This window comes from Caulobacter sp. GW821-FHT09B08 (assembly GCF_059418225.1).
The window spans coordinates 848,998-872,635 of sequence record NZ_JBWKPL010000001.1 but is presented as its reverse complement, the minus strand read 5'-3'; the positions used below and the strand labels follow the sequence as shown (position 1 = coordinate 872,635).

The 23,638-nt window shown below is 68.3% G+C and carries 17 protein-coding genes; 10 read left to right on the top strand and 7 right to left on the bottom strand.

Going from position 1 to position 23,638, the window contains the following annotated elements; all coding sequences use genetic code 11:
* The first annotated feature begins 107 nt into the window (after positions 1-107).
* The 3 genes from AC07OA_RS04160 to aguB all read left to right on the top strand — a co-directional run bounded on the left by AC07OA_RS04160 (position 108) and on the right by aguB (position 4,690).
* Positions 108-2,645, top strand: a complete 2,538-nt coding sequence (locus AC07OA_RS04160) for a TonB-dependent receptor (RefSeq protein WP_494662495.1) — start codon at positions 108-110, stop codon at positions 2,643-2,645.
* Positions 2,646-2,804: 159 nt separating this feature from the next.
* A complete protein-coding gene (locus tag AC07OA_RS04155) occupies positions 2,805-3,809 on the top strand; it encodes an agmatine deiminase family protein (RefSeq protein WP_494662494.1) in 1,005 nt (334 codons plus the stop codon).
* Positions 3,810-3,811: 2 nt separating this feature from the next.
* Positions 3,812-4,690: an N-carbamoylputrescine amidase gene (aguB, locus tag AC07OA_RS04150; protein WP_494662493.1), complete on the top strand. Its 879-nt coding sequence runs from the start codon at positions 3,812-3,814 to the stop codon at positions 4,688-4,690.
* A 140-nt stretch (positions 4,691-4,830) separates the two neighbouring features.
* Here aguB and AC07OA_RS04145 read toward each other — a convergent pair whose 3' ends face one another.
* A complete protein-coding gene (locus tag AC07OA_RS04145; protein WP_494662492.1) occupies positions 4,831-5,661 on the bottom strand; it encodes an acid phosphatase in 831 nt (276 codons plus the stop codon).
* 138 nt (positions 5,662-5,799) lie between these two features.
* On the opposite strand from AC07OA_RS04145, the gene AC07OA_RS04140 reads away from it, so the two are divergent.
* Positions 5,800-7,863, top strand: a complete 2,064-nt coding sequence (locus tag AC07OA_RS04140) for a TonB-dependent receptor (protein ID WP_494662491.1) — start codon at positions 5,800-5,802, stop codon at positions 7,861-7,863.
* Between the two features lie 277 nt (positions 7,864-8,140).
* Positions 8,141-8,935 carry a SapC family protein gene (locus AC07OA_RS04135; protein WP_494662490.1) on the top strand — a complete coding sequence of 265 codons (795 nt, stop codon included), beginning with the start codon at positions 8,141-8,143 and terminating at the stop codon, positions 8,933-8,935.
* An 82-nt stretch (positions 8,936-9,017) separates the two neighbouring features.
* Here the strand turns inward: AC07OA_RS04135 and AC07OA_RS04130 are convergent, their stop codons facing one another.
* Positions 9,018-9,410 (bottom strand): MaoC family dehydratase, encoded by a 393-nt coding sequence (locus AC07OA_RS04130; protein WP_494662489.1) that lies wholly within the window; start codon positions 9,408-9,410, stop codon positions 9,018-9,020.
* Positions 9,411-9,530: 120 nt separating this feature from the next.
* On the opposite strand from AC07OA_RS04130, the gene AC07OA_RS04125 reads away from it, so the two are divergent.
* Positions 9,531-11,693 (top strand): protein-disulfide reductase DsbD family protein, encoded by a 2,163-nt coding sequence (locus AC07OA_RS04125; RefSeq protein WP_494662488.1) that lies wholly within the window; start codon positions 9,531-9,533, stop codon positions 11,691-11,693.
* Between the two features lie 54 nt (positions 11,694-11,747).
* Positions 11,748-13,118, top strand: coding sequence for an MFS transporter (locus AC07OA_RS04120; protein WP_494662487.1), 1,371 nt, complete (start codon positions 11,748-11,750; stop codon positions 13,116-13,118).
* A gap of 3 nt (positions 13,119-13,121) precedes the next feature.
* On the opposite strand, the gene AC07OA_RS04115 is transcribed toward AC07OA_RS04120, so the two are convergent.
* The gene (locus AC07OA_RS04115) at positions 13,122-13,853 is read right to left on the bottom strand and encodes a DUF1353 domain-containing protein (protein ID WP_494662486.1); all 732 of its coding nucleotides are present in this window, start codon (positions 13,851-13,853) and stop codon (positions 13,122-13,124) included.
* 178 nt (positions 13,854-14,031) lie between these two features.
* Between AC07OA_RS04115 and AC07OA_RS04110 the strand changes: the two genes are divergently transcribed.
* Positions 14,032-14,637 (top strand): thioredoxin family protein, encoded by a 606-nt coding sequence (locus AC07OA_RS04110; protein ID WP_494662485.1) that lies wholly within the window; start codon positions 14,032-14,034, stop codon positions 14,635-14,637.
* A gap of 163 nt (positions 14,638-14,800) precedes the next feature.
* Here the strand turns inward: AC07OA_RS04110 and AC07OA_RS04105 are convergent, their stop codons facing one another.
* Positions 14,801-15,295, bottom strand: coding sequence for a hypothetical protein (locus tag AC07OA_RS04105; RefSeq protein WP_494662484.1), 495 nt, complete (start codon positions 15,293-15,295; stop codon positions 14,801-14,803).
* 120 nt (positions 15,296-15,415) lie between these two features.
* On the opposite strand from AC07OA_RS04105, the gene pgi reads away from it, so the two are divergent.
* On the top strand, positions 15,416-17,035 hold the full coding sequence (gene pgi / locus AC07OA_RS04100) for a glucose-6-phosphate isomerase (RefSeq protein WP_494662483.1): 1,620 nt from the start codon (positions 15,416-15,418) through the stop codon (positions 17,033-17,035).
* Positions 17,036-17,160: 125 nt separating this feature from the next.
* On the top strand, positions 17,161-17,784 hold the full coding sequence (locus AC07OA_RS04095) for a TetR/AcrR family transcriptional regulator (RefSeq protein WP_494662482.1): 624 nt from the start codon (positions 17,161-17,163) through the stop codon (positions 17,782-17,784).
* Between the two features lie 12 nt (positions 17,785-17,796).
* Here the strand turns inward: AC07OA_RS04095 and AC07OA_RS04090 are convergent, their stop codons facing one another.
* The 3 genes from AC07OA_RS04090 to AC07OA_RS04080 form a co-directional block, all read right to left on the bottom strand.
* Positions 17,797-20,289, bottom strand: coding sequence for a TonB-dependent receptor (locus AC07OA_RS04090; RefSeq protein ID WP_494662481.1), 2,493 nt, complete (start codon positions 20,287-20,289; stop codon positions 17,797-17,799).
* Between the two features lie 692 nt (positions 20,290-20,981).
* Positions 20,982-23,066, bottom strand: coding sequence for a TonB-dependent receptor plug domain-containing protein (locus AC07OA_RS04085; protein ID WP_494662480.1), 2,085 nt, complete (start codon positions 23,064-23,066; stop codon positions 20,982-20,984).
* Between the two features lie 152 nt (positions 23,067-23,218).
* On the bottom strand, positions 23,219-23,434 hold the full coding sequence (locus tag AC07OA_RS04080; protein WP_494662479.1) for a hypothetical protein: 216 nt from the start codon (positions 23,432-23,434) through the stop codon (positions 23,219-23,221).
* Positions 23,435-23,638 lie beyond the last annotated feature (204 nt).

Here is a 23,638-nt window from a genome sequence, read left to right as displayed (position 1 = left end):
TCCGTCACCAAACCTTCTAAATAGGCCGCTACAGAGCCTCTCAATCACGTGGTCCGGCGGGCTTTCATGCACTCCCGTTGCGGCCTGAACGAGGGGAATAGATCAAGATGATGACGAAAAAGATCGCCGCTCTGGCGTCGACCGCCCTGGTCGGCTGCCTGCTGAGCGCCACGGCCGCCATGGCCCAGTCGTCGGGTACGACCGAAGTCGATAGCGTGGTGGTCACCGCCGCCGGCCAGAAGTCGATCGCCGGCGCCGTGCTGGCCGAGACCGCGCCGAAGTCGCGCTCGACCATCAGCCAGGAATTCATCAGCCACCAGGCGCCGGGTCAGACGATCCTGCAGACCCTGAACATGGTTCCGGGCCTGTCGTTCACCAACAACGACCCCTACGGCACCAGCGGCGGCAACATCCGTCTGCGCGGCTTCGACGGCGCCCGTATCTCGCTGACCTTCGACGGCATCCCGACCAACGACACCGGCAACTACGCGCTGTACTCGAACCAGCAGCTGGACCCGGAACTGATCGAGAAGGCCTCGGTCACCACCGGTCAGACCGACGTCGACACCCCGACCATCTCGGCCACCGGCGGCGTCATCAACTACACCACCCTGAAGCCCACCGAAGAAGCCGGCGGCTCGATCGTCGCCTCGTACGGCAGCTTCAACTACGGCCGCATCTTCGGCCTGCTGAACACCGGCGCCTTCGGCCCGTTCGGCACCAAGGCCTGGGTCTCGGGCTCGTATCAGAAGTACGACAAGTTCAAGGGTGAAGGCGATCTGGAGAAGACCCAGCTCAACGCCCGCATCTGGCAGGACATTGGTTCCAAGGGCGACTACGTCAGCCTGTCGGCCAACTGGAACCTGAACCGCAACTTCAACTACAACTACGCCCAGCTGGGCACGACGGATCTGTCGATCATCCCCGAAACCGCCCAGTACGGCTGGGAGTGGGACTACCGCAACAACACCACGGCCACGACCGGCATCTACGACTGGATCAAGCCGACCAAGGTCGCCGGCGTCCGTGACGTCGATGGCAACGGTTCGAACTGGTGGGGCGGCCGCATCAACCCGTCGAACACGGGCAACCTGCGGATGAAGTCGCGCTTCACCATCACCGACAGCTTGATCTTCACCTTCGACCCGTCGTTCCAGTACACCATGGCCAACGGCGGCACCCAGCAGGTGTCGATCAACGAATACGACGCCAAGCTGGTCGGCACGGCCACCACCTTCGCCAGCTGTAAGGTCGGCACGATCTCGGCCACCAACCGCGGCGTCGACCTGAACGGCGACGGCGACTGCATGGACTCGGTCCGTTACATGTCGCCCTCGAACACCAACACCCGTCGTTACGGCGTCAACACCTCGCTGATCTGGAAGCTGAACGAAGACAACACCTTCCGTCTGGCCTACACCTTCGACCGCGGTCGTCACCGTCAGACCTCGGAAGCCGGCTACGTCGACCAGGAAACCGGCTTCATGAAGAACTGGTTCGGCGGCAAGGAAACCTGGGGCGGCGACCGCATCGTCGGCGCCGACGGCGCCCTGCTGCGCTTCCGCGACCGCTTCTCGATCGCCGAGCTGAGCCAGATCGCCGGCGAATATCGCGGCAAGTTCCTCGACGACAAGCTGAACATCACCCTGGGTGTCCAGCACAAGGAATTCACCCGCGAGCTGAACCAGTACTGCTACACCTCGAACGGCACCAGCACCGTGCTCTGCACCACGCAGGTTCCGAGCACGACCCTGGCCAACGGCAACGTCCAGTTCGCCGGTTCGTCGACGCAGTACATCAAGCCCTTCGCCTACACCGCGAAGATCAAGAAGACCCTGCCGAACGTCGGCGTGTCGTATGACTTCGACAGCCACAACACCGTCTACGCCAGCTATTCGGAGCAGATTTCGGCTCTGAAGACCGACAGCTACTACACGGTGAAGCGTCTGGCCGATAACTCGATCGGCTCGCTGAACGCCGCTCCGGAAGCGACCAAGACCGGCGAAGTGGGCTACCGCTTCAACATGCCGGGCTATTACGCCACGGCCAGCGCATACAAGACCGAGTTCAAGAACCGCGTCGTCTCCACCTACGACCCGGACACCGACTCGTATCGTGAGCGCAACGTCGGCTCGGTCGAGATCAAGGGCCTGGAAGGGCAAGTCGGCGGTCGTCTGACCGACGAACTGTCGCTGGCCGCCTCGGCGACCTACACCGACGCCAAGTACCAGGATCCGCTGCAGACGAGCGCGGGCGTCTACGCCCCGATCAACGGCAAACAGCTGGTCGAAACCCCGAAGTACATGTTCGGCGGCCGGATCAACTACGAAGAAGGTCCGTTCCAGATCGGCGTCCAAGGCAAGTACACCGGCAAGCGCTACGCCACCGACCTGAACGACCTGGCCGTCGACGGTTACACCGTGTTCGACCTGGACGCTCGCTACACCCTGGAGAACGTTCTGAAGGGCGCCTATGTCCAGCTGAACATCTGGAACCTGTTCGACGAAGAGTACTACGGCAGCCTGGGCACCCAGATCACGGCCGCTTCGGCCGCGACCAAGTCGCTCTACGGCGTGACCAACCAGCCTTACGGCTACATCGGCGCCCCGCGCACGGCTCAGATCTCGCTCCGCGTGAACTTCTAAGCCAGGCCGGGACCCGCTTCGGCGGGATCCGAAAGACAGGGGGCGGTCCGGAAACGGACCGCCCTTTTTCTTTTGTCGCACCAGTTTGCTAGAAGGGCGCCTTGACCCCCGGGCCGTCCCGGCCCATTTGCGCCTCCCGTTTCGATCAGGCTTGTATCCATGACCCCGACCGTTCCCGCCGAGTGGGCCCCGCACCGCGCCATGTGGGTGGGCTTTCCCAGCCATCCCGACGTCTGGCGCGAGGACTTCGAGCAGGCACAGCAGGAGGTCGCCGGCCTGGCCCGCGCCCTGGCCGGTCCCGGCGGCGAGCGCGTGCGCCTGATGGTGGTCGGCGACGAGGCCGAGGCCGCCGCCAAGGCGCTGCTCTCCGACACCACGGTCGAGATCGTCCGCGGCCAGTTCGGCGACATCTGGCTGCGCGACACCGGCCCGATCTTCATGGACACCGCCGATGGTCCCGTGGCCGCCGGCTTCCTGTTCAACGGCTGGGGCGGCAAGTACGAGATGGAGGGCGACGACCTGGTCGCCGAGCAGATCGCCGCCGCCAGCGGCGCGCCCCTGGCCCGCAACGCCTTCGTGCTGGAGGGCGGCTCGCTGGACCACGACGGCATGGGCTGCGTCCTGACCACCCGCCAGTGCCTGCTCAACGAGAACCGCAACGGCGACTTCGACGAGGCCAAGGCTTCGGCGGCGCTCGCCGCCGCGCTGGGCGTCAAGAAGGTGCTGTGGCTGGGCGATGGCCTGCTGAACGACCACACCGACGGCCATATCGACAACCTGGCCCGCTTCGTCGCGCCGGGCGTGGTGGCCTGCCCGATGGCCTTCGGGACCGACGATCCCAACGCCGAGGTCTATGCCGAGACCGCCAAGACCCTGGCGGCCATGACCGACGGGCGCGGCTCGCCCCTGCAGGTGGTGCGCATCCCCTCGCCGGGCCTGATCCGCGACGCCGACGGCGAGATTATCCCCGCCTCGCACATGAACTTCCTGATCGCCAACGGCGCGGTGATCGTGCCGATCTATGCCGAAGAGTCGGGCGCCTTCGCCGTCGAGGTGATCCAGGGCTTGTTCCCCGAGCGCGAGGTGATCGGTCTGCCGTCCACCGCCATCCTGACAGGCGGCGGCTCGTTCCACTGCATCAGCCAGCAAGAGCCGGAGCTCTAGGCATGACCCGCACCCTCAATGTCGCCGCCATCCAGACCTCGTACGGGATGGACCTGCAGGCCAACATCAAGAAGACCGAAGCCTTCATCCGCGAGGCCGCCGCCGGCGGCGCGCAGGTGATCCTGCCGTCCGAGCTGTTCCAGGGGCCCTATTTCTGCGTCACGCAGGAAGAGAAGTGGTTCGCGCAGGCCCATCCGTGGCGCGAGCACCCGGTGGTCAAGGCCATCGCCCCCCTGGCCGGGGAACTGGGCGTGGTGATCCCGATCTCGATCTTCGAGCGCGAGGGACCGCACTATTTCAACAGCCTGGTCATGGCCGACGCCGACGGTTCGATGCTGGGCCTCTATCGCAAGAGCCACATCCCCGACGGCCCCGGCTACCAGGAGAAGTACTACTTCCGGCCCGGCGACACCGGCTTCAAGGTCTGGGACACGCGCTTCGGCCGCATCGGCGTCGGCATCTGCTGGGACCAGTGGTACCCCGAATGCGCCCGCGCCATGGCCCTGGCCGGCGCCGAAGCCCTGTTCTACCCGACCGCCATCGGCAGCGAGCCGCACGACCCCAGCCTAAACACGACCCTGCCCTGGCAGCGGGCCATGCAGGGCCATGCGGTCAGCAACGTGATCCCGGTGATCGGCGCCAACCGCATCGGCTTCGAGCCGTGGGACGGCTATCCGAACGGCGGCCAGAGCTTCTACGGCTCGAGCTTCGTGGCCGACCATCGCGGCGACCTGATCAGCGAGCTTGGCCAGACCGAGGAGGGCCTGGTGACCGGCACCTTCGACCTGGACTTCCTCCAGACCCACCGCGCCGCCTGGGGCTTCTTCCGGGATCGCCGCCCGGAGCTGTACGGGACGCTGGCGACGGGGCGGCCGGCTTAGGATTCAGAGGGCGCCCACTTGCCCCCACCTGACCGCTTCGCGGTCTGTCCGCCCCCATAGGGGGCGGAGCCTTCAAGCACGGCGCGGCTCTTCCCCCTATGGGGGAAGACGACCGCGAAGCGGTCCGTAGGGGGCAAGTATCAGACCCCGCACCCTTCCGGCGCGCCCTTCGCCCGTGACGCGGCCACCTCGGCTCTTGCCGTCGCCAGGTCGCTCATGAACGCCGGGTCCTGGTGCAGCCGCGAGACCAGGGCCGAGCCCAGATAGCGGCCGGCCTCGATGTCGCTCTGGAAGTGCACGCCGCAGACGATGCGGCTGTCGCCGAATTCCCGGCCGCGCGCCAGCACGGCGCTGGCGTGCTCGGGGGCGACTTCCGAGATCACCAGGGCCCAGGACCAGCCGATCAGGCTGTGGCCCGAGGGGTAGGAGCCGTCGGTCTCGATCCACTTCTCGCGCGGCACGCAGATCGCCTTCTTGTTGCCCACCGGCGGGCGCTTGCGCTGGAAGACGCCCTTGGCCGGCTGATAGAGCGTGGCCGCGTCGTCGGTCATCCGCAGCAGCAGATTGGCCAGGACCGGCGTCGCCTCCGGCCCGATGTTGACCCCCGCCGCGCAGGAGAAGCTCTTGAAGCCGTGCTTGCCCGACAGGTCGGCGTCGGCGACGGCCCTGTCCCAGGTCGGTGTGCCGGCCAGCTTGCGGGTCTGGTTGAAGATCTTGCGGTCGGCCCTGCCGCGCGGCGAGTCCTTTTCCGGCGGCGGGCCGACGATGGCCGCGCCGTCCAGGTTCATGCCCGTGACCAGATAGCCGGGCGGCGGCTTGGTCCAGCCGGCGGTGCTGGGGCTGACGGCGTAGGGCGTCGCGGCGGCCGTAGGACGGCCCAGCAGCTCGCGCACGGGCGAGCAGGCGCCGATCGACAGCCCCAGGACGAGGACGCCCGCGATCGAGGCGGCGAGCGGCGTTTTTCGGGTCATGGACGGGCTCCGGGCGGTCATCCGACCACAGAACGGCGACGAACGGCCGCGTCAAGTCGGAAGCCGCTTGACGACTCGTAATGTTATTTCATAACACTCCGTCCGAGCCGCTCCCTCGGCCAAGGTTCAGGATTTCCCATGCCCCGTCGCGTTCTTCTTTCCGCCGCGAGCCTGCTGGCGTTCGCCCTCGTCGCGCCCCTGGCCCACGCCGCCGACACGCCCGCCGCGCCGGCGGCTGACGCGCCCACGGACCCCAACGCGCCGGACCTCAACGCCGTCGACAAGGTGGTGATCACCGCCGCCCCCTACGCGGTGTCGCTCGACACCGTGACCAGCAGCGTCAACGTGGTGACCCGCGACCAGCTGGACGTCGCCGCCCCCGCCGGCATCGGAGACATGCTGAACGGCCTGCCCGGCCTGCGCTCCACCTTCTACGGCCCCGGCGCTTCGCGCCCGGTGATCCGCGGCCTGTCGGGCCCCCGGGTGATGGTGCTGCAGAACGGCGTGGGCCAGGTGGACGCCAGCGCCCTGTCGCCCGACCACGCCGTGGCCAGCGATCCGGGCGAGGCCTCGCGCATCGAGGTGCTGCGCGGCCCCTCGACCCTGGCCTATGGCGGCTCGGGCATCGGCGGGGTGGTCAACATGCTCGACGAACGCGTGCCGTCCAGCCCCGCCGCCAACGGCCCCGAAGGGCGCCTGTCGGCCTCGGCCTCCAGCGTCGACGACGGCTACGCCTATAGCGGCGCGGTCAAGGCCGGGAAGGGTCCGATCGTCTTCGCCGCCGACTTCTCCAGCCGCCGCACCGACGACTATTCGATCCCCGTGGCCGCCGTCTCCGACCGCCTGGCGGCGCGCGACGGTCTGACCGTCGATCCCGACCACGTGGTCAAGAACACCGACGTCGAGGTCGATTCCTACGGCGCGGGCGTCTCCTACGTCCATGACCGGGGCTTCTTCGGCGTCTCGGTCAAGAAGACCGACACCACCTACGGCGTGCCCTACGAACAGATCCTGGCCCCCATCGACCCGAACGCCGAAGGCCCGGTCTCCCTTCACCTGCAGCAGACCCGCTACGACCTGCGCGGCGAGCAGGAGCTGGACAATCCGTGGTTCGAGAAGGTCCGCGTCTCGCTGGGCTATGCCGATTACGAGCACGCCGAGGTCAGCGTCGAGGACGGCGCGGTGGGCACCCGCTTCCTGTCGGACGGCGTCGAGGGCCGGGTCGAGCTGGTCCATCGCGAGCATGACGGCCACCAGGGCGCCATCGGCTTCCAGGCCCTGTCGCGCAGCTTCGAGGCCATCGGCGACGAGGCCTTCGTGCCCTCGACCGACATCAAGGAATACGGGATCTTCACCCTGCAGCGCCTGGATCGCGGGAACTGGGGCGTGGACGCCGGCCTGCGCTTCGACACGCGCGAGCTGAAGACGCCGACGGAAAAGCGCGACTTCGACAACGTCTCGGCCTCGCTGGGCGTGTTCTACAAGCCGTCCGACCCGCTGTTCCTGGCCCTGACCCTGTCGCGCAACGGCCGCGCCCCCACCGAGTTCGAGCTGTTCGCCGACGGCCCGCACCCGGGCACGGGCGGCTACGAGGTAGGGAACGACACCCTCGACAACGAGACCGTCACCTCGCTGGAAGCCACCGTCCGCTGGAAGGGCGGGCGCTTCAACGCCGAGGGCCATCTCTGGGCCGCCAAGTACGACAACTTCATCGAGGAGGCCCCGACCGGCGCGATCGAGGACGACCTGCCCGTCTACCAGTACTTCCAGACCAAGGCCGACTTCCACGGGGCCGAGTTCGAGGCCGGCTACGACGCCTGGCGCGGGGCCAGCCAGTCGCTGCGCCTGGAGGCCACCTTCGACTGGGTGCGCGGCGACACCGACGCCGGCGTGCCGGCCCGCATTCCGCCGTGGTCGCTGGGCGGCTCGGTGATCTGGAAGACCCCGCGCGTGGAGACCACGCTGGAGGTGCGCAAGGTGGCCGAGCAGGACCGCGTGGCGACCTTCGAACTGCCCACCGACGGCTATACGACGGTGGGCCTGAAGGCCGTCTTCACCCCGGTGGAGGGCTCGCCGCTGCGCCTGTTCGTCGACGGTCGCAACCTGACCAACGAGGAGATCCGCGAGCACGTCTCGTTCCTCAAGGACATCGCCCCTTCGCCGGGCCGCTCGGTGCGGGCGGGCGTGGCCTGGAAGTTCTAGGAACGAAGTTCAATTCGGCTTGTCATCCCGGATCGGCGCGCTGCGCGTTTGTCCGGGATGACAACGGTTTGAAGGCGTCGGCTCGGCCTTACGCACTGTGCTAAATGACAGCGTTTACCACGCGCGCCTCCCGTCCTGGGCGAAATGGCGGCCCGACTTAACCGCAGGGCGGAGGGGTCGATTGCGAGGCCCTTCTGGATCGGCTAGAAGCGCCGGACCTTTAAAGGCCGCCTGAGCGCAATAGGCGTCCGTTCATTAGCCTTTTGTCGAGCTGTTCATGGAAACGACCCAACCCGCCGGCGGCATCTCCGGCAACGTCCTGTTCTACAAGTCGCCGGAGCCGCTGAACCGCGAGCAGCACGCCAAGCTCGCCCTGGTTCACAAGGACAAGCCCTACGGTTTCGCCGTGAACGGCACCGCCGTGCCGCTGGCCGTCACCGAATTCGCCCCGGCCGCCCTGACCTATCCGGTGATCTTCGCCGGCGAGGAACGCGTTCCCCTGGCCGTCATGGGCCTGAACACGGGCGAGAACCTGTTCATCAGCCCCGACGGCGCTTTCGAAGCCGGCGCCTACATCCCGGCCTATATCCGCCGCTATCCGTTCGTCCTGGCCAATGACGACACCCAGGACCGCATGATCGTCTGCATCGATCGCGGTTCGGACCTGCTGGGCGAAGCCGGCCAGACCCCGCTGTTCGACGCCAAGGGCGAGCCGACCGAATACACCCAGAACTGCATCAAGTTCTGCGACGACTTCGAAGTCGAGCGCCGCCGCACCGACTCGTTCGTGCAACTGCTGAAGGACAACGACCTCTTCGAACTGAAGAAGGCCACCTTCGTCCCGACCAACGCCGACGGTTCGGCCGGCGAGCCTCAGACCGTGGCCGAGTACTTCGGCGTCTCGGAAGAGAAGCTGAACGCCCTGCCGGCCGAGAAGATCAAGGAGCTGCAAGCCAGCGGCGCCCTGGCCCAGATCTATGCGCACATGGTGTCGCTGATCGGTTGGGATCGTCTGATCGCCCTGGCCACCCTGCGCCAGCAGGCCATCGCCGGCGGCGGCGCGCTGAACTAAGCGTTTCGCGCCTTCGGGCTAGAAGAGGCGGCGGGTTCGAAAGAGCCCGCCGCCTTTTTCGTGTCCGTCACCCTTGTCTCAGTCACCGGGCGAAGATGCTCCGCGTCAGGCACGAGAAGACCAGCCGTCCGGCCTCGTCCAGCAGGTCGTGCTGGGCGATGACGATGCCCTTGCCGTCGCCGACCGGGTCCTTGCCCATGATGGTCATGCGGCCGCGCAGCAGCTCGCCGGCCGGCGGGTTGCGCAGCCAGCGCAGGGCGTCCACGCCCACGCGCTTGGTCTGGGGCCAGGCGGCGCTGGCCTCGGTGTCCAGTTTCGACCAGATGGCGAAGACCATGGTGTCGGGCGCGCCGCTGGCGGCCGGCCAGCCGGGCTGGAAGGCGGCGCAGAAGGCGGCCAGGGCCTTGTCGTCGACGACCGTGGTCCCCAGCGAGACCACCTGTCCGATCTCGATGTCGTCGAAGGCCGCGGGCATGGACGAGTCACTCCTGGGAACGTCGGTCTTCGACCTGATCACGACGGCTTGGCCATTGTCGAGAGCGCTTGGAGAGGTCATGTGTGTGGCGCCTGCCTCCCGCGCGTCTGGAACCTGTTGATGTCGCTTCGAAAGCTGCTTGCCGTCCTGCCGGCGCTCCTGATCGCCCTGGTGCTGGGCGCGCCCCTCGCGCAAGCCCAGCCGGTGCAGACCGGCCATATCGAGGTCGAGCTGGTGGCCCAGGAGGCCGGCGCCGCGCCCGGCTCGACGGTCTATGTGGCCCTGCGCCAGAAGATCCAGCCCGGCTGGCACACCTATTGGCGCAATCCGGGCGACGCGGGCGACGCCACCAGGATCGCCTGGACCCTGCCGGCCGGCTGGACCGCCGGCGACATCGTCTGGCCCACGCCCGAGAAGAGCCGCGTCGGGCCGCTGTTGGACTTCGCCTATACCGGCGAGGTGCTGCTGCCCGTGCCGATCAGCGTGCCGGCGAACGCCCAGGTGGGCTCGATCGTCACCCTGAAGGCGGCCGCCGCCTTCCTGGTCTGCGAGCAGGTCTGCGTGCCCGAGGACGCCGTGGTCACCCTGACCCTGCCGGTGATGGCGGGCGTGCCCGGCCCCGATCCCAAGTGGGGCGCCAAGGTCGGCGAGACCCTGGCCAAGGCCCCCAAGCCGGCCGGGCTGAAGGCGGTGTTCAAGCTGGAAGGCTCGGTGCTGAAACTGGCCGTGACCGGCGCGCCGCTGGCGGACGCCGACAAGACGGGGGCGTTCTTCTATCCCTATTCCGGCAAGGTCATCGAGCATCCGCCCGAGCAGGCCATCGACTACGGTCCCGAAGGCCTGACCCTGTCGCTGACCCCGGGCTTCGATTTCACCCAGGCCGAGACCCCGCCGACCGAGTTGGCCGGCGTGCTGGCCCTGAACGGCGTGGCCTACGAGATCACCGCCACGCCCGGCGACATTCCGGCGGACGCCGGCGGCATGGGGCCGCCCGTCGCGCCCGAGCGCAAGGCGGCGACAGGCGAAAACCTCGGCCTGCCGCTGGCCGTGGCCTTCGCCTTCCTGGGCGGGCTGATCCTGAACCTGATGCCGTGCGTCTTCCCGATCCTGTCGATGAAGGCCGCCAGCCTGACCGCCCACGCCCACGATGCCGGCAAGACCCGCGTCCAGGGCCTGGCCTTCCTGGCGGGCGTGGTCGTCACCTTCCTGGTCCTGGCGGGCCTGCTGATCGCCGTGCGGGCCGGAGGCGCGGCCGTGGGCTGGGGCTTCCAGCTGCAGTCGCCGGCCGTTGTCGCTGGGCTGTCGCTGCTGATGCTGCTGGTGGCGCTGAACATGTCGGGCGTGTTCGAGGTCGGCGCGTCGGTGCAGGGCGTGGCGTCCGGCGCTTCCGGTGATGGCGTCGGCGGCTCGTTCCTGACCGGCGCCCTGGCCGTGGTCGTGGCCGCCCCCTGCACCGCGCCGTTCATGGCCGGCGCCCTGGGCTACGCCCTGACCCAGCCGCCGCTGCTGTCGCTGGCCGTGTTCCTGGGCCTGGCCCTGGGCTTCGCCGCGCCGTTCGTGCTGCTGGCCTTCATCCCGGGCCTGCTGGCCCGCCTGCCGCGCCCTGGTCCGTGGATGGACGTACTGAAGAAGGGCCTGGCCTTCCCGATGTACGCCACCGCCGCGTGGCTGGCCTGGGTGTTCAGCCAGCAGACCGGCTCGATCCCCCTGGCCGCCCTGCTGGCCGCCAGCGTCCTGGTCGCCTTCGCCGGCTGGCTCTATGGCCTGGCGCAAGGCCGCCGGATCGAAGGCAAGGGCGCAGGCGTCCCGTTCGGCCTGGCCGCCCTGTCGCTGGTCGCCGCCGTGGCCCTGGTCGTCCTGGGCGTCCGCGCCGCCGCCCAGCCGACGCCGCCTGGCCCGGCCGCCGCCGCCGAGGCCCCCGCCGGTCCCGGCCTGGCCGCCGAGGCCTGGAGCCCCGAGAAGGTCAAGGCGCTGCAGGCGCAGGGCAAGGTGGTGATGGTCGACTTCACCGCCGACTGGTGCGTGACCTGCAAGGTCAACGAGGGCGCGGCCCTGAAGGGTCAGCGCCTGGCCGACGCCTTCAAGGCCAACGACGCCGTCCTGCTGCGCGCCGACTGGACCAAGCGCGACGCGGTGATCGCCGCCGCCCTGGCCGAGCACAGCCGGGCGGGCGTGCCGCTGTACCTGGTCTATCCCAAGGGCGGCGGCGAGCCGGCGATCCTGCCGCAGCTACTGACCGAGGGGCTGGTGATCGAGGCGGTGGAGAAGGCGGCCAAGACCTAGTCCCTCCCGCCTCCGACCGTTGCGCGGCGCCTTGGCGGCTGGCAGGGTCGGGCCATGTCCAGCGCCGATCCCGAAACCTCGCCCGGCTCGTCCCACGCCCGGTGCGCGTTCCACCACCTGCTGGGCAACAACCTCGTCGCCAACATCACCAACTTCACGGTCTGGTTCGCCCTGACCTTCTACGTCTATCTGGAGACGCGGTCGGTGTTCGCCACCGGCATGATCGCCGGGGTCTATCTGGTGCTGACGGCGGGCTCGGGGATCTGGTTCGGCAGCCTGGTCGATCATCACCGCAAGAAGACCGCCATGCTGGGCTCCAGCATCGCCTCGCTGGCGTTCTACGCCCTGGCCCTGATCGCCCTCCAGCTGACGCCGAAGGGCGGGCTGGAGGACGTGTCCAAGCCCTATCTGTGGGTCCTGATCGGCCTGACCATGCTGGGAGTGATCGCCGGCAATGTCCGCACCATCGCCCTGCCTACCCTGGTGACGGTGCTGATCCCCGAACCCCAGCGCGACAAGGCCAACGGCCTGGTGGGCATGGTCACCGGCGTCGGCTTCCTGACCACCTCGGTGATCAGCGGCTTTCTCGTCGCCTGGGGCGGCATGTTCTACACCCTGGTCTTCGCCCTGGGCGTGACCCTGGCGGCCTTGCTGCATCTGTCGACGGTGACCGTGGACGAGCCGCGCGAGACGCCCGCCGACGAAGCCCCCGTCGAACCGCGTCGCCTCGATCTGGCCGGGACGATCAAGGTGATCCGCACGGTGCCGGGCCTGTTCGCCCTGATCTTCTTCGCCACCTTCAACAACTTCCTGGGCGGCATCTTCATGGCGCTGCTGGACGCCTACGGCCTGTCGCTGGTCTCGGTGCAGACCTGGGGCCTGCTGTTCGGCTTCCTGTCGACCGCCTTCATCCTCAGCGGGATCATCATCTCCAAGACGGGCCTGGGGCCCAACCCGCTGCGCACCCTGATGCTGGTCAACCTGATCACCTGGGCGGTGTGCTGCGTGTTCACCGCCCAGTCGTCGATCGTGCTGCTGGCCGCCGGGTGCTTCGTCTGGATGCTGCTGGGCCCCTATGCCGAGACCGCCGAGCAGACCACCCTGCAGAAGGTGGTGCCGTTCGAGCGCCAGGGCCGGGTGTTCGGCTTCGCCCAGTCGGTGGAACAGGCGGCCTCGCCCCTGACCGCCTTCCTGATCGGGCCGCTGACCCAGTTCGTCTTCATCCCGTTCATGACCAAGGGCGCGGGCGCCGTCGCCATCGGCGACTGGTTCGGGCGCGGGCCCGAGCGCGGCATCGCCCTGGTCTTCACCCTGGCCGGCGCGCTGGGGGTGATCGCCACGACGCTGGCGTTCAACTCGAAATATTATCGCCAGCTGGCGGCGGCCTACGGCAAGGGCGGCGAGCCCCAGCCAGGCGCGGCCTAGGGCCTATTTCTTCTCGCCCCTGGCCCCGAACGGCAGGCGCTCCTTCACCTGGTCCAGCGGCGTGCGGGTCACCGTCACCGGCGGGGGCGGGGCCACGACCTGGGCGGGCAGGGGATAGGCCCGCCAGCCGCTCTGGATCAGGGCCCCGAAACCCTGGCAGCGCGGCAGGATCCGCACCGCCCCGGTCCGGGGCTTCTGGAAGGGCGCGGGCTGGGCCATGCCCTGGCGCTTGGGGTCGGTGAACTTCCAGTCGCTGGCCAGGCCGTAGCCCTTCTCGCCGCCGACCCGCACGGCCTGGTAGGCGATGTTGGCCTGGAACTGCGGCACGCCGTATTTCAGCATGGCGCGCAGGAAGATGGCGTCGGCCTCGGCCCGCTTGCCCGGCTCGCCGATGGTGTAGAGCCAGTCGTGGACGATCGCCGCCCGGGCCGTGGGGCCTTGCGGATCGACGAAGCCCTGGCCGTACCAGGGCACGCTGGCGAAGTCGGTGACGTACCAGCGCGGCACCACGATCACCTTGCCGGTCTCGACGTCGCAATAGGGGAACTCGGCGTCCAGGGTGAACAGCTTGCGGCCGTCCTTGGTCTGGTTGAACAGCATCACCGGCTGGGGCGTCAGCGAGCTGGGCGGCGTGGGCGCCACCACCGGCACGAAGACGGTCGTCTTGGTCTCGGTGGTGCAGGCCGCTGCCAGCAGGGCCAGGGCGAGGACGGCGGAAAGCTTGGACTTGCGCATGGATCGTTCGGGACGCTCGGGGAGACCGGTCTTCTGGACGGCGAGCTTCGCCTTATCAAGCCTGGATGGCGAAGGTGCGGCGATGGGACCGATATGCCGCCGAGACGAGCAGTTGCGAGTCTTTCGCGAAACTGTGTTTCGTGGGATCGTGCCGGCGAGGGAGCGCAAGGAGAACGCCATGCCGATCACCCGCCGTCTCGTCGCCGCCAGCCTGCCGCTGGTCGGTCTGGTTCCCAGCCTGGCTCACGCCGCCCCAGCCCCGGCCTTCACGGCCAAGGACGTCGACGGCAACACCCGCACCCTCGCCGAATTCAAGGGCAAGGTCGTGGTCGTCGAGTTCGTCAACGAGGGCTGCCCATATGTGAAGAAGCACTATTCGGGCAACATGCAGGGCCTGCAGCAGGCCGCCACGGCCGACGGCGTGGTCTGGCTGTCGGTGGCCTCGTCGGCGCCCGGCAAGCAGGGCTACTTCCCCGACGGCGCGGCCGCCAAGGCCTGGATGACGTCCAAGGGCGCCAAGCCCACGACCCTGCTGCTGGATCCCGACGGGGTGGTGGCCACCGCCTACAAGGCCAAGACCACGCCGCACATGTACGTCATCGACCGCTCCGGGGCGCTGGTCTACCAGGGCGCCATCGACGACACGCCCAGCGCCAAGGTCGAGGACCTGAAGACCGCCAAGAACTATGTGGCGGCGGCCTTGGCCGACGTGAAGGCGGGGCGGAAGGTGGCGGTGGCCTATAGCCAGCCGTACGGGTGCGCGGTGAAGTACAAGGACGCGTGATCCTCAGAGCCCGTCATCCTCGGACTTGTTCCGAGGACCCCTCTATCCGCCGAGTTGTCGTGTCAGGTTCAGCCGTGGCCTCGCCGCTCGACGGATCGACCCTCTTCGCGGTTGAAGCAGGGGTCCTCGGAACAAGTCCGAGGATGACGGGCGGTGGGGTGTATCACGCCGCCGGCTGAGGCGGCGCGGTGATCACTTCGACGTTGTCGTTCAGCAGATAGACCATGTCCCGCAGGGCCAGGTCCTGGGCCTTGACGGTCTTGGCCTCGGCCACGGCCTGCAGCTTGCCGGGCAGGTCCTGGCTGATGCCGCGCAGGATGCATTTGAGGTCGTCGACCGCGCCGCGCTCCTTCAGAGTGACGTGGCCCTTCATGTCCAGGGCCGACAGCTCGGCGATCTGGCCCTGGAAGACGTCGAAGCCCTTCAGGGCCGCGGCGACGGCGGCGGGGTCCTTGGGCAGGGCCTGGCGATAGGCGGCGGCCTGGGCCTTCAGCCCGCCGGCCCGCCTGACGATGTCGGCGAACAGCGGCTCGCCCGCGACCGAAGGCGGGGCCTGGCCCGGCTGGACCACGGCGGGCGCCGGGGCGACCTGGGCTGCGTCCGGGCTGAACGATGCGAACCACAACATGGCGGAAAAGGCGACGGCGTCACAGGACATGGAGCTCTCCCCGCGAAAAACGTCATTGGTCTTCATGACGCGGCGGTATCCGTTTGCTAAGCCCGCCCGGGTAAACGCGGGTTTACCAAGTCCGCGCCCCGCTCTGTGAAGGAATGCCGCATGGCCGCTCTCGACACCGCCTGGTCCCGCCTGCACGACGCCGCCAAGGCCGCCGGCGAAAAGCGCATCGTCGAGTTCTTCGACAGCGAGCCGGGGCGGCTGGACGCCCTGACCCTGGACGTCGCGGGCCTGCACATCGACCTCTCCAAGCAGGCCTGGGACGAGGCCGGGCTGGAGGCCGCCCTGGACCTGGCCCACGCCGCCGACGTCGAAGGCGCCCGGGGCCGCATGCTGGGCGGCGAGGCGATCAATTCGTCCGAAGGCCGTGCGGTGCTGCACACCGCCCTGCGCGCCAAGGCCGACGCCGACATCAAGGCCCAGGGCCAGCCGGTCATGGCCGAGGTCGAGGCCGTTCGCGCCCGGATGAAGGCCTTCAGCGAGGCCGTCCGCTCCGGTGCGATCAAGGGGGCCACCGGCAAGCCGTTCAAGGCCATCCTGCACATCGGCATCGGCGGCAGCGATCTCGGCCCCCGCCTGCTGTGGGACGCCCTTCGCCCGATCCGTCCCCAGATCGACCTGCGCTTCGTCGCCAATGTGGACGGCGCCGAGTTCGCCCTGACCACGGCCGACATGGATCCCGAAGAGACCCTGGTGATGGTGGTCTCCAAGACCTTCACCACCCAGGAGACCATGTCCAACGCCGCCGCCGCCCGGGCCTGGCTGGCCGCGACGCTGGGCGAGGACGGCGCCAACGCGCATCTCGCCGCCATCTCCACCGCTCTGGACAAGACCGCCGCCTTCGGCGTGGCCGACGACCGCGTCTTCGGCTTCTGGGACTGGGTGGGCGGCCGCTATTCGCTGTGGTCGTCGGTCAGCCTGTCGGTGGCCGTGGCCTGCGGCTGGGACGCCTTCCAGGGCTTCCTGGACGGCGCGGCCGAGATGGACGCCCACTTCGCCAGCGCGCCGCTGGAGAAGAACGCCCCGGTGCTGATCGCGCTGGCCCAGGTGTTCAACCGCAACGGCCTGGACCGTCGCGCCCGCTCGGTGGTGCCCTATTCGCACCGCCTGCGCCGCCTGGCCTCGTTCCTCCAGCAGCTGGAGATGGAAAGCAACGGCAAGTCGGTCGGCCCCGACGGCAAGCCCGCCCAGCACGGCACCGCCACGGTGGTGTTCGGCGACGAGGGCACCAACGTCCAGCACGCCTATTTCCAGTGCATGCACCAGGGGACCGACATCACCCCCATGGAGCTGATCGGCGTGGCCAAGTCGGATGAAGGTCCGGCCGGCATGCACGAGAAGCTGCTGTCCAACCTCCTGGCCCAGGCCGAGGCCTTCATGGTGGGGCGTTCGACCGAAGACGTGGTCGCTGAGCTCCAGGCCAAGGGCGTGTCCGAAGCCGAGATCTCCACCCTGGCTCCCCAGCGCACCTTCGCCGGCAACCGCCCCTCCACCCTGGTGGTGCTGGAGCGCCTGACGCCCAAGACCTTCGGCGCCCTGATCGCCCTCTACGAGCACAAGACCTTCGTCGAGGGCGTGATCTGGGGGATCAACAGCTTCGACCAGTGGGGCGTGGAGCTGGGCAAGGTGATGGCCGGCCGCATCCTGCCCGAGCTGGAAAACAGCGCGATGGGCAGCCACGACCCCTCGACCACGGCCCTGATCCAGCGCCTGAAGAAATAGGCTCCCGGATCGTCCGGCTACGGGCAAAATCCGGGGACGGCGTCGGGGCTCGACAAGAGCGCCCGCGCCGACCTATCCACCGGGAGGGGGCGTCCCGCCGGCCGAGGCGGTTGCGGAGCTGAAGCATGACGACCAAGCGCGCGAAGATCGGTCCAGGCTCGGGCGACGCGGTGGCTGACGTCGCGGGCTCGGCGACGGGGCCGAAGGACGCCCGCATGATCCGCTCGGCCAAGGCGCTGAGCGATGCGTTCCTGGCCCTGCTGGATCGCAAGCCGCTGGACCAGATCACCATCCGTGAGATCGCCGCCGAGGCGGGGGTGCACTACGCCACCTTCTTCCGCCACCATCCCACCAAGGAAGCGCTGCTCGACCACGTGGCGGCCGACCAGATCGACCGTCTGGTGGAGCTGGCGCTGCCCGTGCAGGAATCCACCGACCATCTGGCCGGCTTCGTCACGCTGTGCACGCATATCGACGAGCATCGGAAGCTGTGGACGGTGCTGCTGACCGGCGGCGCGGCCGGGGCGATGCGCGAGGAGCTGCTGGGGGTGTCGCGCCATGTCGCGGCCAATCACACCCATCCCAACCTGTGGCTGCCCATGGAGCTGGCCGTGGCCTGCGTGGTCGGGATGATCGTGGAGACCCTGTCGTGGTGGCTGCGGCAGCCTCCCGAGGCCTATTCGCCCCAGGAGGTGGCCGGTATTCTCAACCGCCTGCTGTCGACGTCCATGCTGCGGGGCGCCGACTAGGCCGGGGCGAGCCTAGAAACTCACCCGCAGGCGCGCGCCGTACATCCGCGGTTCGCCCAGGGTGGCGACCTCGAAGCCCGCGGCCCCGTACACGCCCGGCACATAGGTATAGTACCGCTCCTTTGTGACGTTGGTCGCGAACAGGGCCAGGTCTGCCGGCGAGCCGGCCACCGACTTCCAGTCGACGTTCAGGTTCAGGAGGTTCAGCGGCTCCAGCACCCGATAGGGCGAGGTAGAGAAGTTCGAGCTCTGGCTGCTGGTGTAGCTGTAGGTGGCGCCCAGCACGACCTGGCCGACCGTGTCGCTCAGCGGCAGGGTGTAGCTGCCGGAAATCACCAGCTTGTGCTTGGGCGACAAGGCCAGGCTGTCGCCGGGAAACACCTCGGCGGCCACCGTATAGGGATCGTTGGCCGGCAGGCTGAGCGGGGTGACCGATTTCACCTTGGTGTTCAAATAGGCGTAGGAGGCGTTCAGCGACAGGCCGTCCAGCGGCCGGATGCCCGCCTCGGCCTCGAGGCCGTAGATCCGCGAGCGGCCGGCGTTGACCGGGCCGGCGGTCGGCGAGACCTGGCCGTTGACCGCCGGGTTGTCGCCGAAGCCCGCCTGCAGCTGCTGGTCGGAGAAGTCGTTGTAGAAGGCCGAGGCGTTAAACGTGCCACGCAGCGCCTTGGCGAAGCTGGACTTGAAGCCAGCCTCGAAGGTGTCGACCTTCTCGGGCTTGAAGATGGCGTAGGTCACCGGCGCGTCGGACTTGATGCCGCCGGTGCGGTAGCCGCGCACGTACTTGGCGTACAGCAGCACGTCTTCGCTGGGCTTGTAGTCCAGGCCCAAGAGCCACGTCGGGGCGGACGACTTCTGCCTCAGCGACAGGGCGCAGTCGGGCAGGACGGTGTTCAGGCGGGCGCAGACCGGCGTCGCTGGGCCGGCCGGATAGGGGAAGGTCGGGAAGCGGTAGCTGATCTGGGCGGTGTCGCTGTCCTGGCGGTCCCAGGTGTAGCGCAGCCCGACCGTCAGGGTGAGCTTGTCGTTCAGGTTATAGCTGCCCTGGGTGTAGAGCCCGATGTCGCGCGTCTTGATGCGGCTGACCGTGTAGTTGACGCTGCCGACCTGAATCGGGGCGATGATGCCGCCCATCACCAGCGGCAGGACGTTCGGGTCGACATTGGCCAGGAAGCCCAGGATGTCGGTGCACTGCAGTGTGGCGGAGTCGGTGCAGCTGATGAAGGTCGGCGACTGGTTGCCCACGGTGCTTTCGGGGCGCGAGGCCTCGAAATAAGCGCCGGCCTGCCAGGTGAACCTGGAGCCCGAGCGGCCCTGGAACTGCAGCTCCTCGGTGACGGTCGACTGGTCGGCGGTCTTGCGGCCAGGGGCGGGGATGATGGCCGAGGACGAGACGGGCAGGCTGGGCAGGCCTAAGGCCGGGATGGCCGGGCTCATGAACTGGGTGCCGAACAGCGGCGCGCGCAGGGTCTGCTCCAGCCGGCCGTAGCTGACGATGTTCTTGACCGTCAGCTCGTCGGTGGCCTGCCAGGTGGTGGTGTTGATCGCCTGCCAGGTCTTCAGGTTCGAGCTGGGATTGGTGACGTCGTTGCGGGCGGTGTAGAAGCCCTCGCCCTTGGCCGCCACGTCGGCCAGCTGGCCGCACGCCAGGAAGCCCAGGCCGATCGCCGGGTCGCAGCCGATCAGCTTCTGGATCGGACCGGCGGTGTCGGACTTGCTGTAGGACAGGATCGTGTAGTTCTCGATGTCGTTGGCCAGATCGACAACCAGGCTGGCGCGGCCCACCCAGTAGTCGGAGTCGTTGAAGCGGTCCGGGCCGATGCCGCTGGTGTTCTGCAGCCAGCCGTCACGGGTCATGCGGTCCAGGCCCACCCGCAGGCGGACATTGTCGCCCATCGGCAGGTTCACCACGCCCTGGAAGCGGCGCATGTCGTAGTTGCCGACCGAGCCCTCCGCATAGCCCTCGAACTTGTAGGTCGGCCTCTGGGGCACCAGCAGCACCGCGCCGCCGGTGGTGTTGCGGCCAAACAGCGTCCCCTGCGGGCCCTTCAGCACCTGGACGTTCTGGAGGTCGAAGAAGCTGCCCGCACCCGCGCCGTCGCCGGTCGGGAAGCTGGCGCTGCCGCCGCGCGGCGCGACCACGTCGGCGAAATAGACGCCCACCGAGGGGGCGGTGCCGATGTCCTGCACGAAGCCGCGGATGGCGAAGGTGGAGTTGTCGCTGCCGAAGGTGCTGTTGGCCGACAGCGACGGGGTGAACTTGGCCAGGTCCTCGGAATTGGTGACGTTCTGGCGCGTGAGCTGGTCCTGATTGAAGACGCTGATCGAGATCGGCACGTCCTGCAGGCGCTCGGCGACGCGCCGCGCGGTGACGACGATCTCGGTCACGTCCGTCGCGGCGTTGGAGGTCGGGGCCGGGGGCGCGCTGGTCTGGCCGAAGGCCTGGCCGCCCAGGACCAGACTGGACGTGGCAAGCAAGATGGTCCGAACGCACGTGCGGTTCATGTCTTCCCCTCCCTTGTGTGTCGGCAGGCGTTAGACCGCCGGGCCGTTTGTTATTTGACGCAGTCGATACAGGGCGCCTGGCCTGTTCGGCCGGACCTGGAGCGTGTCGATCGGTCCAGCGGCTCTGGCCCGGGTCCATAAAGATCGGCGATGATAAGCGACAGTGTGTCGCATACGTCAAGGTTGCGCCGGTGACCGGCATGGCCGTCCCGCCGTCGTGCGAGGCCCGGCCAGGCGAGCTGCCGACGGAGCGCAAACCCTTGCAGGGTTTGGCCCGCGCGAGGCTTCAATCCTTGGCCGGGGGCGGCGGGCGGTGTGGCCCTTTCATCGCGGAGGCGATATGAGCCATGATGGCGCGTATCTTGACCGTGCGCGCCTAGGTGGCGAGCGTTCGCCTGGGTGGCGAAATCCCACCTCACATCTGATCCGGTCCGTCTCCATGGGCCAGGCGGACTGACCGGGGCGGCGCGGATTGACTTTATGCGCCACTGTGGCGCATAAATCCGTCATTCGATATCGAGGGTGGCCAGGGTCTCGCCCGCGGCCGCGCTCGGAAAACCCGGCCATCGGCCCCGGTGGCGACGCCCCGCTCAATTCACGGACGCGATGTCCGTCGCCACCCACTGAACCCCATCCGGCGATCGGGTGGGGTTCTTTTTGCGAGCCTGTCGCCAATGTCTCCCGCCCGCCCCCTAGAACGTCTTCCGCACCCGCAGCGAGACGAAGGTCCGGGGATTGATGTCGCGGTCCTCGGTGTAGTCGATGGCCCGGGTGACGCGGTCGGCATAGACCTCGCGGTGGATGGTGAAGTCGTCCCACAGGTTCAGCTGGGCGCGGATGGCCAGGGTCGGGGTCGGCTTGTACTCGGCGAAGCTCTCGATATAGCCCGCGCCGCGCCAGGTGTTGATCTGGTCGGGGTCATAGGTGCCCTGGCCCAGCAGCGGCAGCCAGTTGACGCCCCACTGCAGCTTCCAGGCGGTGATGTCCTGCTGGATGCCGATATTGGCCTGGGTGGGCCGCACGTCCGAGATCGGGCGGTCCTTGCCGGTGGTCGGGTCGGTGACGTGGGTCTCGTTCCAGTCGTTCTTGAACGTGAAGCGCCCGCCCTTGAAGTGCAGCTTGTCGAGCGGAACCACGATGTTCAGCGACAGGCGGTCCAGCGTGCCGTTGCCGATATTGCCCGTGGCCGACAGTCCGCCCGGCAGGGGCAGGCGGTCGATCACGTCGATGATCTCGTCGTGGCGATAGCCGATCGAGACCACGCCCTCGCCCCAGAAGCGGCGCTCGTAGATCACTTCGGAGATCCAGCGCTGCTCGGGCACCAGGTCGACGTTTCCGCCATAGACGTTGCCGTCGTCCAGATCCGACGAGGCGGCGAAGTCGCCGAAGTCCAGCTGGCCCAGCTCGCGTTCGAAATGCACCCGCAGCTGGTGGTCGGCCTTGGGCGTCCAGGTCGCCTGGAAGCGGGGCTTGGCGTAGAAGAAGCTTTCCTTGTTGGTCGCGTCGCCCGACTGCTTGATCGTCGAGGTCTCCAGCCGCAGGCCGCCCTCCAGGGTCAGCTTGGGGTTCACCCGCCACACGCCCTTGGCGAAGGCCTCGCCGCGCAGCTCCTCCACCTTGACCGAGGCGCTGGGCAGCACCACGGGCGTTCCGCCCACGGTGAAGGCCTGGTCGGTGTCCAGCATGTTGTAGGCGATCTCGCCGCCGGCCTCGAGGGTGACGGCGCTGGTGCGCTCGTGGCGGACCAGGGCGCGCAGGATCGATTCCGACGACTTGCCCTTGGCCGTGAAGCGCTGCTCGTCGCCGGCCACCCCGCCCACGGTCTCCTGGCCGGTCGCCACCTCGTCGAAGTCCTCGAACTGGTGGATCAGCCGGGTCTCCAGCGTCCATTTCGGCTTGATCGGCCGGATCCAGGTCAGGCCCAGCTCGCCCGACTTGGTGTCCTCGGCATAGTCGCTGTGGTCGAGGTCGGCGCCGCTTCCGATGTCCTGCCATTCCTGCCAGTCGTGCGTGCCGTACTGGGCCGTGGCCTCCAGCTTGCCGCCGCCCACCGGGCCCGAGAAATTGACCCGCGCGGAGTTCCCGCCGCCCCAGCCGTCGTTCAGATAGGCCTTGTCGCTCAGCACCGCCCCGGTCCCGTCACGGACGATGTCGCGGCCCGAACCGTTGGAGTCGCTGGAGCTGGTGCCGTCGCTCAGCACCACGCTCCAGGTGCGGTCGCCGTTCTTGGCGGTGAACTGGTAGCTGCCGCCGTAGACGTCGTGGCCGCCGTCGAAGATCTGGGCGTTCCAGGTCACCACCGACTGGCGGCTGACGCCCTTCTTCAGGATCACGTTCACGACCATCGAATAGCCCTGCATGTCGACGCCCGGGGCGCCGCCGCGGATCAGCTCGATGCGGTCCACCTGGCCGGCCGGGGTGCGCGACAGCACGTTGGAGCCGGTGTCGTTCTTGGAGGCGGGGCGGTTGTCGTTGATCAGCACGTTGCCGACCGCGCCCTCGAAGCCCCGCGCCCCGCTGCCGTCGTCCAGCACGAAGCCGGGCACGCGGTTGACCATGTCCAGGGCGGTGTTGGGCCGCTGGGCGGCGAAGAAGTCGGGGGTGAAGACCAGCACGCCCTTCTGGGCGGCGTCGTCCAGCGGCGCGGCAGCCGTCGGGCCGGTCGGCACGGGCGCTTGAGCGGCCTGACCAGTGGAGGAGGGCGGCAGGTCGGCGGCATGGGCCGCGCCGGAAATCAGGACGGCGGCGGCGCTCGCCAGCAGCATGGACTTGGTCATCGGTGTCTTCCCCTCAGTGGGCTGACAACTGCCGACCGGGGGCGTTCATCTCAAGTTACAAGACTGAAATGTGGATTACATCGAAGACAGGATTACAGGAAGTTCATGTTCCTCGACTGGCGGCGCTTGTGGATAAACTGGTGAAGGCGCCGTTAAGACTTGTCGAGATCGGGGTCGAATTCCGGGGAAGTCTCGACATAGCGCGGGTCGCCCGGCACGGGCGGAAAGGTGGAGAGGAACCATTCGAGGTTCTTCAGGCGGAGGTAGGCGCTGCGCCGTTCCAGCTCGGCCTCCGCCGCGCGGATGGCCGTCTTGATGTCTGCGTTGGGCGCCGTGTCGGCTGGGGTCTCGGGGCGATGTCTGCTCATCGGAAGCTCTCCAGTTTCTAGGCCGGGGACATGCACCTGTGCGTGTCCCCAAACGTGGCGGGGCGGATCTGGGGACACGCCCAAGGGCATGTCCCCGTCATGAGGCGCGGGTCGGCGCCCTTCCGCCGGGAGGAGCCGGCGGGCTGGGGAGGCGGCGGAGCGTCCGGGCCGGGCCCGGAGGTTTGTTGAGTGGAGTACCGTTTC